This window comes from Paenisporosarcina macmurdoensis (genome assembly GCF_042658845.1).
Lineage (GTDB): Bacteria > Bacillota > Bacilli > Bacillales_A > Planococcaceae > Paenisporosarcina > Paenisporosarcina macmurdoensis.
The window spans coordinates 447,682-459,016 of record NZ_JBHSRI010000025.1; the positions used below are offsets into that span (position 1 = coordinate 447,682).

The 11,335-nt window shown below is 39.0% G+C and carries 14 protein-coding genes; 4 read left to right on the forward strand and 10 right to left on the reverse strand.

Annotated features, from left to right (window positions below; all coding sequences use genetic code 11):
* The 3 genes from ACFPYN_RS15880 to ACFPYN_RS15890 form a co-directional block, all read right to left on the reverse strand.
* Positions 1-741 (reverse strand): SDR family oxidoreductase (locus tag ACFPYN_RS15880; protein WP_377735519.1); only part of this gene is annotated, 741 nt, incomplete at its 3' end.
* A gap of 187 nt (positions 742-928) precedes the next feature.
* Positions 929-2,308, reverse strand: coding sequence for a Glu/Leu/Phe/Val family dehydrogenase (locus tag ACFPYN_RS15885; RefSeq protein ID WP_377735520.1), 1,380 nt, complete (start codon positions 2,306-2,308; stop codon positions 929-931).
* Positions 2,309-2,515: 207 nt separating this feature from the next.
* Positions 2,516-2,776 carry a hypothetical protein gene (locus ACFPYN_RS15890; RefSeq protein ID WP_377735521.1) on the reverse strand — a complete coding sequence of 87 codons (261 nt, stop codon included), beginning with the start codon at positions 2,774-2,776 and terminating at the stop codon, positions 2,516-2,518.
* A gap of 208 nt (positions 2,777-2,984) precedes the next feature.
* Here ACFPYN_RS15890 and ACFPYN_RS15895 point away from each other — a divergent pair, with 208 nt between their 5' ends.
* On the forward strand, positions 2,985-3,128 hold the full coding sequence (locus ACFPYN_RS15895) for a hypothetical protein (protein ID WP_377735522.1): 144 nt from the start codon (positions 2,985-2,987) through the stop codon (positions 3,126-3,128).
* A gap of 437 nt (positions 3,129-3,565) precedes the next feature.
* Here ACFPYN_RS15895 and ACFPYN_RS15900 read toward each other — a convergent pair whose 3' ends face one another.
* The 3 genes from ACFPYN_RS15900 to ACFPYN_RS15910 all read right to left on the reverse strand — a co-directional run bounded on the left by ACFPYN_RS15900 (position 3,566) and on the right by ACFPYN_RS15910 (position 5,291).
* Complete coding sequence (locus ACFPYN_RS15900) at positions 3,566-3,691, reverse strand: hypothetical protein (protein ID WP_377735523.1); 126 nt, start codon at positions 3,689-3,691, stop codon at positions 3,566-3,568.
* An 808-nt stretch (positions 3,692-4,499) separates the two neighbouring features.
* Entirely contained in the window at positions 4,500-4,940 is a 441-nt protein-coding gene (locus tag ACFPYN_RS15905) for a DUF2269 family protein (protein WP_377735524.1), read from the reverse strand.
* 3 nt (positions 4,941-4,943) lie between these two features.
* On the reverse strand, positions 4,944-5,291 hold the full coding sequence (locus tag ACFPYN_RS15910) for an ASCH domain-containing protein (protein WP_377735526.1): 348 nt from the start codon (positions 5,289-5,291) through the stop codon (positions 4,944-4,946).
* Between the two features lie 132 nt (positions 5,292-5,423).
* Here ACFPYN_RS15910 and ACFPYN_RS15915 point away from each other — a divergent pair, with 132 nt between their 5' ends.
* Positions 5,424-6,353 (forward strand): catalase family peroxidase, encoded by a 930-nt coding sequence (locus ACFPYN_RS15915; protein WP_377735527.1) that lies wholly within the window; start codon positions 5,424-5,426, stop codon positions 6,351-6,353.
* 111 nt (positions 6,354-6,464) lie between these two features.
* Here the strand turns inward: ACFPYN_RS15915 and ACFPYN_RS15920 are convergent, their stop codons facing one another.
* Both ACFPYN_RS15920 and ACFPYN_RS15925 read right to left on the reverse strand, forming a co-directional pair.
* Positions 6,465-7,220, reverse strand: coding sequence for a DUF4825 domain-containing protein (locus ACFPYN_RS15920; protein ID WP_377735528.1), 756 nt, complete (start codon positions 7,218-7,220; stop codon positions 6,465-6,467).
* On the reverse strand, positions 7,213-7,725 hold the full coding sequence (locus tag ACFPYN_RS15925; protein ID WP_377735529.1) for an RNA polymerase sigma factor: 513 nt from the start codon (positions 7,723-7,725) through the stop codon (positions 7,213-7,215). The genes ACFPYN_RS15920 and ACFPYN_RS15925 overlap by 8 nt, the downstream gene beginning before the upstream one ends.
* Positions 7,726-7,905: 180 nt before the next feature.
* Between ACFPYN_RS15925 and ACFPYN_RS15930 the strand changes: the two genes are divergently transcribed.
* Entirely contained in the window at positions 7,906-8,439 is a 534-nt protein-coding gene (locus tag ACFPYN_RS15930) for a flavodoxin family protein (RefSeq protein WP_377735530.1), read from the forward strand.
* Positions 8,440-8,682: 243 nt separating this feature from the next.
* The gene (locus tag ACFPYN_RS15935) at positions 8,683-9,507 is read left to right on the forward strand and encodes a squalene/phytoene synthase family protein (protein ID WP_377735531.1); all 825 of its coding nucleotides are present in this window, start codon (positions 8,683-8,685) and stop codon (positions 9,505-9,507) included.
* 94 nt (positions 9,508-9,601) lie between these two features.
* On the opposite strand, the gene ACFPYN_RS15940 is transcribed toward ACFPYN_RS15935, so the two are convergent.
* Together ACFPYN_RS15940 and ACFPYN_RS15945 are read right to left on the reverse strand one after the other, a co-directional pair.
* Positions 9,602-10,885: an ammonium transporter gene (locus tag ACFPYN_RS15940; RefSeq protein ID WP_377735532.1), complete on the reverse strand. Its 1,284-nt coding sequence runs from the start codon at positions 10,883-10,885 to the stop codon at positions 9,602-9,604.
* 12 nt (positions 10,886-10,897) lie between these two features.
* Positions 10,898-11,239, reverse strand: coding sequence for a P-II family nitrogen regulator (locus ACFPYN_RS15945; RefSeq protein WP_377735533.1), 342 nt, complete (start codon positions 11,237-11,239; stop codon positions 10,898-10,900).
* Between the last annotated feature and the right edge of the window lie 96 nt (positions 11,240-11,335).

Here is an 11,335-nt window from a genome sequence, read left to right on the forward strand (position 1 = left end):
ATAATATTTTCCGCTTATTGAAGCTACTTCATTACTAGTAGCTAAATAAATCGCTGTTTGAGCACCTTGAGATGGCGTTAAAAAGAAAGGTTTTAACAAATTAACAACGAAACGCCCGAATTCTGTTTTTCGATCAATGCCTAAATTAGTTGAGACAGCTCCAGGATGGACTGCGTTGATCGTTACGTTCGTACCTTCTAATCGCGTAGTTAGCTCGTGCATAAAGAGCAAGTTGGCTAACTTTGAACGACCGTATCCTTTAGCTACGTTATAACCACGGGACATTTCCATGTCCTGTATATCGATTTTTCCCCACTTGTGTGCACCGGATGAAACTACAATGATTCGACCTTGAGTTGCTCGCTGTAATTCACTCATCAATAATTGTGTTAAATAAAAATGGCCTAAATGGTTAACGCCTAGTTGGGATTCATGCCCCTCAGAAGTGAACTCACGTTTAATAGTGACGACCCCAGCGTTGTTTATGAGGACATCTAAATGGTCAAATTTAGATTGGAACGCACTAGCAAAATTACGGATACTTTCAAAAGAACCCAAATCTCCCTGGATAAGTTCGATTGAGCTTGATTCGCTCAGTGAAATCGCATCCTTTAATGCAGCAAGTCCTTTTTCTTCATTGCGGCACATCATGACGACATGAAATCCTTGTTTGGCGAGTTCAATCGTTGTTGCTAATCCCATACCGGAGTTCGCACCTGTTACAATGGCAATTTTCTTCAATTAATACACCTCTTTTATTGGAAAGCAAAGTTAACTATTGCTGTTGATCTTCCACAAAACAGCTACGCTTTCCTAGGGCGAGCGTCAACACTCCACAGGCCAACAAGGTTACTGGTCATGAAGGGATTGTTTTCATACTGGCTAGCTCATGCGACCTGCACCTAGCGCAACTTGACGAAAAAAACACTTAATACAACTTACCTTGTTTGTATAAAACGGTCGACAGACGTGTGACAGAGTGAATATAACAATTTTGACGGAGCGGGAAAGGGTCGCCAAAATATTGTGGAAGGATTAAATCCATTGTTGTTTGCATTTTTACAAGTAACTGTTTAAACACTTCTTCCTCTGTATAGAACTGTGTTTCACGCCCTTGTAACCATTCCAAATAAGAAACTATTACACCACCTGCATTCGCTAAGATATCAGGAATGATGATTACGCCTTTTTGGCTTAAATAATCATCCGCTTCTTGCGTTGTGGGTGCATTGGCTCCTTCAATAATAATACGTGCTTTAACTTCTGCCTTATTTTGATTATTTATTTGATTTTCAAGTGCGGCTAAGAATAATACATCGACATTCATCGTTAATATATTTTCGCGAGGTTGAATCACAGCGCTCACAGTTATTGCTTTTAATTGTTCGTCAGTAGTTGGTAAGTCGCCGCGATTTCTTGCTGTAAATTCAACGAGAGCAGGGATATCTAGTCCATCTGCGTTAAATAAAGTGACGTTGCGATCACTAACAGCGACAACCTTGTTTTGTATGTTCTGACATCGATATGCTTCTAAAGCAGTAACTGAACCGACGTTCCCAAATCCTTGTACCGCGACTGTTAATGGTCGATTTATATATTCAAGAGCCGTTTTTGCAAAAGGATTTGTAGAAGTAGCTAATGTCTTTTCATTTGCAGTGACATAGTCATGCAATAAATAACGGAAAGTAAAGTAAACGCCTTTCCCAGTCGCTTCTCGACGACCTAATGAACCCCCATTGACCACGCTTTTCCCGGTGAAACTGCCAAGATACGGACTACCTTGGTTGATTTTTTTGTATTCTGCCATCATCCAGTCCATTTCGCGTTCTCCTGAGCCCACATCTGGTGCTGGAATGTCCTTATCAGGTCCAATGACATTATTGAAATAACGAACGTACTTGATACAAATGCGTTGCAATTCTTGTTCTGTGAATGCTTTAGGGTCAATAACGATTCCACCCTTGCCTCCACCAAAAGGAACATTGTGAAGAGCATTTTTTAACGTCATAAGGAAAGCTAAATTAACAACTTCTTCTTCATTAACAGACTCATGAAAACGAATCCCACCTTTATAAGGACCTAATGCGTCGTTATGATGTACTCGATACGATGGGATACGTACCACTTCGCCGTCTTTTAGGGGAACACGTAGAAATGACTTATGTATTTGATTAGGTGTTGAAAGAATGGCATTAAGTGAGGTAAATGCAGTTTTACGCATGTCTCCTTTTAAATCAGGTAAAAAGGTCTCGTTTTCCAATAATGCATTCAGTGATTGTTGTACGATGGATCGAGTTTGTTCTTCCATAGTAAAGCACCTCCGCTAATAATTTTGTCTAGTATATTCATACCCTTAGCATCCTGATATAAAACAGGTAAAAACCCATCAGCAAAATCTGATGGGTGATCCAAATTATCAAGAGAATTGATTTTGTGTAAATGAATGACTGCCATATTGTTGGGTAGTTTAATTAGTAAGTTCTTAAAGGGGGAAGATTGAAGTAGACATGTTTACCTAGTGAAGAGTGTTTAGTTCGTCCTTCTTCTGATTTAACTCTTGTTGAAGAGAAAGAATCGGGTCCGTTTGCCCTTGATTTTTAAGAGCATTTTCCACAGCACGATCGGCTTGTTCAATCATATGTTGAGCTTGTTGAATAAACTCCTCTGAGGGATTTGTAAAAGCTTTGCCTACAGCCTGGGATACATTGTCCACAGAATTGTGCAACCGTGTAATGACCGAATCTTCTTTCCAACTCATTTTAGTGTGATCTTCCATTTGCAAAGTCCTCCTTATATTCGACCGAGAAATCAATACATCCTTACTATGGCAAGATAGCCCCATTTTATGCATAGAGAGGATGGATTGAAAAAAAATCTGGATATAGAGATGTCTCATTGACGTACATGTAAGAGTTTTGTTATCAATTAGGGTTTGTTAAACTTTACTGTTATTTATCGTGCATTGCGCTAGCTGCACGATTCGTATGAGCCAACAAGTATTTATAGGAAAATATGGGGAAAATGATTTAAAGGAATCAACAGCAGGTTTAGGTTTCGGTATGCTAGGCGAAAATTTATTCTTTCCTTTTAATATCAACAGAATTATAAAATCCAACAAAAATAAATGAAGCAGAAAGAGGTCGAAATAGTATCTTCGGCTGAATATCTACATGAAGAAACCTACTATTGTTTAGTTAACTAAAGCAAGGTTACTGTGTGCTTTCAGGTTGCAAGTGAGCGAAGAACGCTCACCCGCCGCAGGATGAACTATATAGATAGTTGGGTGAAGTGATGAAGTCACAAGCCCAACTTACCCACCACTACCAAAGCACCAGTAATATACGAATGTCTCCTTTGTGATGCAGAAGAGAAAATTCCATACCAAGTAGTAAGAGATTTTGATCGAATGGACGATGGAGATCCAACTGTTCCGCCTATGTTTGAATGTGAACATTGCGGAGCGCAAATGTGTCCGAAGGTATACAAAGGAATACATGGAATGGTGTATAAAATATCGGACATAAAATAAACAAAAAAGGACCGGGCGCACTTTGACCGGTTTTTCTTATTGAGTCAGACTCAGCCGATGCTCAGTCTGACTTTTTGGGTTGACGTCTGAAAAAAAGAAGATGACGTCTGAAAAACCAGGATTCACGTCTGAAAAATCGCCATCGACGTCTGAAAACGTCATGTCTTCCTTCCAAAGTGTCCCTCACAACCACAGAAAAGGCTGTGGAGCAAAGCGAGCAGCCCCATTTGGCATTTATTTTTACATATAATAGCTGAGCGATGGCTCAGTTGTGAAAATCGAGGTTCACGTAGGAAAAAAGTGTGATGACGTAGGAAAAAACGTCCGTCACGTAGGGAAAATCGCCATCGACGTAGGAATCCCTCCATATTTGTGCGTGTTGATGAGATCCACAATTTGAGGGGCAATTGTGTCTACGTCTCCCACCGTTTATTGTTTTTTTATAATGAGTGTCACTGCTGACTTTAAAGAATGGTCTGAAATAAAGTAAGAAGAAGGAGACCGAAATATCATCTTCGGTCGAATATCTACTTATAGATAATATCTATTCTCTAATAAACCAGACGATCTTAACTGTGAGCTTCCAGGTTTTCAGGGAGAAAAGGACGAATCCCCGCCGCAGAATGATCGGAAAAAATAGAGTGGGGGCTTGTGACGAAGTCACAAGCCCCCACTCTTTGTTCCCTAGATTATAGTGCAGCAAAGAATGCGTCCGAAGCGCACTGAAAACCTCTTTGTGTCAACAGGAATTCTTAAATTAGATTTCTTTAACGAGTCCCGTCGGGTTTTCTTATTTAGATCATTGTACAGCAGGTAAGCGTCCGAAGAGGACTGGAAACCTGTATTACTGAATAAATGTAATCAATGTTTCGGTTTGTAATTTAGCTTTAACATGCCCATCACTTAAGTACACAATAATTTGGTGACAAAAAGACGTAGAGATGATTGCTCATCTTACGCCTTTTTGAAGTTACCACAACGTCGGTTTTATAACCATTAAAGCGAGCATTAATACCAATAAAGTTATATAAATCCATGTAGCTTTATGAAGTTTAGTAATTAATTTTAATCGGTCAGCACCTGGTTGGACAAACTTCTTGAGTGTCCCTGAAAATCCATTGGCTAGAAAGAAAATAGAGACTACCATAAGCCCAATTGTCATTACGATCCAAGGTGTACTCCAAGGCCATGGTCCTAGGTAGACGAGTAAAATACCTGAACCTACGAGAACATGACCTGCATGTTTAATTAACCGGACTATAGAACGGAAAATGACAATATAAGCTGTTTCTACTGCCGCATCTGCTTGGGGCATCTTTTTTAAAATCGCAAATAATACAAAAAGCGGACCAACCGAAACAGCAGCACTCAGAACATGAATTAAAACAATAAAAACATACCAATCATTCATTTTTTATACTTTTGCTGGGCTGAATTCATGAACCCATACTGTCATTGTTGGTAACCAAGGCATACCAGGATGGTAGGACAAAATAGATTCTTTATAATCTTCTACAGATGTGAAACCTTCTTGTTTTGCATGCTCATCTGTTAAATCACCAAGTGCTTGGTTGTAAACAGCGTCTACAACGAACGACTGCCCTTTAAGTTCCATAATTTCACCGATATCTGCATAACGACCGTTACGACGAGTGGCAGTTTTTTCGCCTTGCAATACTTTCTCAACGTCATATTCCAAAGTAACTAAACGTTCTATAGAACACGTTTTTGGAGGTAAATTTGCTTCGTTTTGATTCGTCATTTTAAATTCCACCTTTATATAAGTTAATTTAAATTGTTTATTGGGTATCTTGTTAGTAAACATTCATTCTAAGTGTACACGTTAAATAGAATTTGAACCATGATTTGATGAATTTATTAGGGAGGATTCAATATGATTGAAGACACATCTGAAACGGTATTAGCAAAAAGGGCTGTAAATCGAATAGAAGAAATAGCAGGAACATTTCCAGGCTACCGCCGTGCGCATGCAAAAGGGGAGTTATATGAAGCTACGTTTACGCCAACTGGTGAAGCCACACCGTTTACGATAGCATCACACTTAAGAGATAGTGAAGTTGAGGCAATTGTTCGTTTTTCAAATATCTCACCAAATCCATCAACAGCCGATGTTCTTGCAGCAGTTAAAGGGTTGTCAGTGCAGTTTCTATTAAATAATGGTGATGTGGCTAATTTAGTGAGTATAACGATACCTATATTTGTGACGAAATCACCACAAACATTTTTTGATATATTAAATACAGTAAAATCTTTCAAGGATGGCAAACCTCATTTTAAAGATATGGTTAAGCTTTTTACCTCCTATCCTGAAAGTCGAGCTGCCTTTCAAATGATTCGTAAACTCAAAAATCCGAAAAGTTATGCAACAGGTCGCTATTACGCAGTGCATGCATTTTATTTAGTAAATGAATTGGGTTTAAGAACGCCCGTCAAATTCGAATGGGAACCCGAAGCGGGTATAGAAACATTGTCTATCAAAGAATCTGCGTCTTTACCTTCAGATTTTTTAGAAACTGAAATGATCGATCGTTTAGAGAGAGAAGAAGTGCGTTTTCGTTTACATATTATCATTGGGAAACAGGATGACCCTACTGACGATCCGACAAAAGAATGGCCACAAGATCGACAACGACTAGAAGCGGGAGTTTTACGCATAAAAGCAAAAGCAACTGTAACTAAAGATAACTTCATTTTTGATCCAACTGTTTTACCCACAGGTATCGAATGTTCGGATGATGAAATCTTACCGTTTCGAAAAAATACCTATGCAGTCTCCTACGAAAGAAGAAAAAAGGGCGAATAACAGAAAGATATACACAATAAAAAGCAAACTGTCCACAAAATGTGTATAAAATTCAGAAAATGAGATGTTATCCACATGTGGATAACATCTCATTTAATTAAATTTAGTAATTTATTGTGTTGAATAAAATTCATCAATTGCGGAGTCACTTTTTATTACTGGAAGGACTTCATGTTCCCATGATTCAGAATCGCTAAGGTAATCGTTCATATTACGACCATATAATGCTTCGATTTCTGTTCGAGTGAATTGGAATTGATTCATCTGGTCCGCCGTTGGTTCTAAGTTAACATCGATGGAATCTAAGTTATCAATAACCATGAAAAGTACGGTAACGTTGTATAGAATCATTCTTTTTTTATCTGCCCAATACTCTTGATATTTACTAGATGTCAATTTTTCTTGGCCTTGCCAACCATAATTAATGGTTAAACCATAGGGGGGCTTTTTCGTTTGCAATTCAAAGGTTTTTCTACTCTGCGCACCAGGAAGCCCCTCCAAAATTGCACCAACAGTACTGTTATCACCTATATAAGATCCTTTGAATTGTGCGTGATCCTCCAATTTATAAGTACTTCCTTGGAATGAAATTGATGCATTCACGGAAGGTTCGAGATTGGTAGAGGACAAGAGATTGTTTCCTTGAATTGAGTTGAAAATGAAAAATGCCAGAAGTGCAAAGACCGTAATACCAGCTAAATTAATGAAGACGTGCTTATATGAATCACGACTCCTTTTTGTGGGAGATTCATTGTGTAATTCCTTAAGCAAAATAGAATGAATCGTATATTTAGACTCGCTAGACATAGTTGGTTTTGGTAACGAATTCAGTTTTTCATCTATCCGATGTTCTCGATTATTAGTCACCATCAATCCCTCCTATTTGCTTAAGTAAAGCTTTTTTTGCTCGATGATAAGTAGACCTAACTTTGTTTTCAGTCCAGTTTAACGTTATTGCAGTTTCGAAAGTGGACAATCCACTGATTCCCCTTAAAATCAAGATTTCTTTATGTTGTTGGTTAAGTGAATGAATTGCTTGAATAAGTTCAAGATTTTCTTCGTTCAATCCAACAATGTTTTCCGGAGTAAGTTCGGTTATAGGTTCTATTCTCGTATCGAAGAACAGGATATCTTTCCATTTATTGCGCTGTCTTTTTCGTATTTCATCAATAGCTAGGTGCCGAGCAATACTGTATAACCATGTTTTTGGACTTGCCTTCCGATTAAAGGATTCATAGGATTTAATTGCCCGTATATAAACTTCCTGGACTAAGTCTTCAACGTCCCGAGATCCTATTCTGTAAAGAAAGTACTGGTAGATCGCATCACTATACAAATCAAACCATTGTGAGATTTGTTTATCTTTGTCCATTGCAACCTCCAGAATTCTGTCGTTATTTATTAGTCGAATTGTTAGTGGGTTTATCGCATGTTAATTGAAAAAGAATTAAAAGTTTAAAATTATTGTGTTATTAGGCAAAATTGGCATGATTCGAGCATACACTAATACTTGCCTACATTTATGACTAAACCTAAAGGAGAACAAACCAATATGAGCATTGCTGTGATATATGGAAGTACTCGCTTGCATGGAAATACTGAACAATTAACGGAATATGTAATAAAAGGACTTGAAGTTGAGAAGATTTTCTTGCGTGATTTTCTGATTCAACCAATCGATGATCGTCGTCACACAGAAGGTGGATTTCAACCTGTAGATGATGATTATAGTGTGTTAGTTGAACGTATGATGAAGCACGATACCTTTATATTTGCGACACCTATTTATTGGTACAGTATGTCTGGGACCATGAAGAATTTTATTGATCGTTGGTCACATACGATGCGGGATGAAAAATTCCCTGGTTTTAAAAAACAACTTGGAACGAAAAAAGCCTATGTCGTAGCAGTAGGTGGAGACAATCCCTATTTAAAAGGACTACCGCTTATTCAGCAATTTAACTATATCTTTGAATTCATGGGCATTTCTTTTGGCGGTTATGTGCTTGGCAAAGCGGGTCGTCCAGGCGACATATCCGAAGATACCGCTGCAATTTCAGCTGCTGTAAATTTGATGAGAAAATAGGTAACAACTAAGTCAATTATATTGGGAGAATATAATGCCAGGCACCAGGTGGTTCTGTGGGACAAATAATGTCCCACAAGAAACAAGGTACCTGGCACTTTATTATCAGTTTCTTGAATTTTCTTTCATTAGAACTTACGGAAGACCAATTTTATTGTATGATAAGAGGATTAAGTATTCAGAAATAGTGCTATCATAAGAAGTACATAGTAGAAAAAGTAATTGGAACGGGAGGAATCGAGTATGAGCGAGGCTGTCTTATTACAACGAGAAGCGATGGATGTATTAAAACAAACGAGTCGGACTTTTTTTATTCCTATAAACTTTCTAGAGCCGACCTTGCGAAAAACGGTGGCTTCTGCTTATTTATGTATGCGTGCGATTGATGAAATTGAAGATCATCCCGATATGGAAGCAGAAACAAAGCGCCAATTGTTGACGGCGATTAGTGAAAGTATGAAAACTTCTTTTGACGCTGATAAGTATCGTGCACTTATTCAGCCTTATCAAAACTTGCTTCCAATCGTGACTCAACGGCTAGCAGATTGGATTTTATTATGTCCACCAGATGTAGTTGAAAAGGTTAAAGCGTCGACTGCTGATATGGCAGAAGGCATGGCGAAATGGGTCGTTAAAGACTGGCGTATACGGACCAAAGAAGATTTAGATGATTATACGTATTATGTGGCTGGCCTAGTGGGCTGTATGTTATCTGATTTGTGGAAATGGCACGATCATAATATTGAAACTGATCGCGAGAAAGCGATTGCTTTTGGACGAGGCTTACAAGCCGTAAATATTTTACGAAACCAAGAAGAAGACTGGGAGCGAGGCGTTCGTTTCTTGCCAGATGGTTGGGAGCGAGAAGATTTATTCTTATATGCTAAGCAAAACTTAGCGATGGGTAGCGAATACGTAAAAGATATTAACAATCGTGGGATTACTATGTTTTGTAAAGTGCCGCTTGCACTTGCGAGCAGTACCTTAAAAGCGATGAAAATAGGTCGCGAGAAAATTACACGTAAAGAAGTAGAATCAATCGTTGCCGAGCTTGAAAATCAAAATTGATTTATTAATATAAAGTGCCAGGCACCAAGGGTTTGGTGGGACATTATTTGTCCCGCTTGCCCTATGGATGTCTGGCACTTTTAATTGTGTAAAGCTATCTTGCTTCTACTGATTTTCCGAGCTGTGTAAGACGTTGGGCAAAATCATCAGATAGAGGGGCTGACCCTCTAAAGGTGTCCTTAAATTCATAAGCTTGTGTACCGTGTTCATAGAAATCCAGTCCGACAATTTCTGCTTCTTTTGAAACACGCAGTGAGCTAAACGCACGAATGACAAGCAAGCTTCCGCCGACAGTTAATGATGTCCAAGCGATGATAGCTGCAATCCCAATGATTTGCACCCCAAGTATTCCAACTCCGCCTCCATAGAATGCACCATTAGTAGTATCAAATAATCCTACAGCAAGTGTTCCCCAGATCCCTCCGATTCCATGGACAGATATCGCGCCAACCGGGTCATCAATTTTTGCTTTGACGTCAAAGAAACGAATGCTTTCAGTCATAATGACTCCTGCGATAAGACCAATAGCAATTGCGCCAATAAGGGATACATTCGCGCAGCCTGCGGTAATACCCACGAGACCACTTAGAGCGCCGTTTAGTGATAGAGACGCATCCATTCTTTTGTAGCGTAATTTTGTGTGAAGAGCTGTAGATAGAACTGCTGCCGATGCAGCAAGAAGTGTATTGGCAATGACGGTAGGTACTAGTGTCGTATCCGCTGCTAATGTACTAGCACCGTTAAAACCAAACCATCCAAGCCATAAAATAAAGACACCAAGCGCACCAAGAGGAATGCTATGACCGGGAATGACATTAACAATTTGACCGCTATATTTACCGATGCGCGGTCCGATTAACCACGCTGCAACTAATGCACCAACTGCGCCTGTTAAATGGACGACTGATGATCCAGCAAAATCAATGAAACCAAGTTGAGATAACCAACCGCCGCCCCAAACCCAGTGCCCTACAACTGGGTAAATAATTCCTGTCATAGCGACTGTTAATAGAAGGTATGCAGATAATTTCATACGCTCTGCGACAGCGCCTGAAATAATAGTTGCGCATGTTGCAGCAAATACTGCTTGGAAGACGAAGAATCCAATATCTTCACGTCCCAATAATGCGAACCCTTCTGTCCCAATCATTCCAAATGCAGACGGGCCAAACATAAGTGCAAATCCAACAAAAAAATAGAGGATTGAGCCTAGTGATACGGTCAATATATTTTTCATTAATATATTTACGGTGTTTTTTGAACGAGTAAATCCAGTTTCAACCATTGCAAACCCTGCATGCATAAAGAATACTAAAATTGCACCAATCATCATCCACATCATGTCGACAGAACTTTGTACTGCTTCAATTGCCTCCATATTCATACCCCCTTAGTATACGGCTACTGCGCCGCGTTCTTTTGTTCGAATTCGAATTGCTTCATCTACCGGGAAAATAAAAATTTTCCCATCTCCAACTTCACCTGTAGCTGCGTACTCTAAAATGGCTTCAATAACAGGTTCAACTAAGTTCTCTTCAACGACCATTTCTAATTTCAATTTTGCTGAGAATTCCATTTCGTAAGCATTGCCACGAAAAAGCCCGGTTCTTCCTTCTTGTCTTCCGCACCCAGCAATTTCAGTTACGCTTAAACCATCAATACCTTCTAACGCTAATGCTCTCCGAACATCTGAAAACACATCTGGACGAATAATTGCCTCAATTTTTTTCATTTTCCATGCTCCTTTCTTGTGCTTCTACTAACATATGTTAGCTTTCCTAACATGATAATTCAGAATAGTGAAAAAATCAAACTATTTTTTCATTTG

Coding starts and splice junctions, on each gene's coding strand:
- ACFPYN_RS15885 (WP_377735520.1), bottom strand. CDS start 2,308: ATGGAAGAACAAACTCGATCCATCGTACAACAATCACTGAATGCATTA.
- ACFPYN_RS15890 (WP_377735521.1), bottom strand. CDS start 2,776: ATGGAAGATCACACTAAAATGAGTTGGAAAGAAGATTCGGTCATTACA.
- ACFPYN_RS15895 (WP_377735522.1), top strand. CDS start 2,985: ATGAGCCAACAAGTATTTATAGGAAAATATGGGGAAAATGATTTAAAG.
- ACFPYN_RS15900 (WP_377735523.1), bottom strand. CDS start 3,691: ATGACGTTTTCAGACGTCGATGGCGATTTTTCAGACGTGAATCCTGGT.
- ACFPYN_RS15905 (WP_377735524.1), bottom strand. CDS start 4,940: ATGAATGATTGGTATGTTTTTATTGTTTTAATTCATGTTCTGAGTGCT.
- ACFPYN_RS15910 (WP_377735526.1), bottom strand. CDS start 5,291: ATGACGAATCAAAACGAAGCAAATTTACCTCCAAAAACGTGTTCTATA.
- ACFPYN_RS15915 (WP_377735527.1), top strand. CDS start 5,424: ATGATTGAAGACACATCTGAAACGGTATTAGCAAAAAGGGCTGTAAAT.
- ACFPYN_RS15925 (WP_377735529.1), bottom strand. CDS start 7,725: ATGGACAAAGATAAACAAATCTCACAATGGTTTGATTTGTATAGTGAT.
- ACFPYN_RS15930 (WP_377735530.1), top strand. CDS start 7,906: ATGAGCATTGCTGTGATATATGGAAGTACTCGCTTGCATGGAAATACT.
- ACFPYN_RS15935 (WP_377735531.1), top strand. CDS start 8,683: ATGAGCGAGGCTGTCTTATTACAACGAGAAGCGATGGATGTATTAAAA.
- ACFPYN_RS15940 (WP_377735532.1), bottom strand. CDS start 10,885: ATGGAGGCAATTGAAGCAGTACAAAGTTCTGTCGACATGATGTGGATG.
- ACFPYN_RS15945 (WP_377735533.1), bottom strand. CDS start 11,239: ATGAAAAAAATTGAGGCAATTATTCGTCCAGATGTGTTTTCAGATGTT.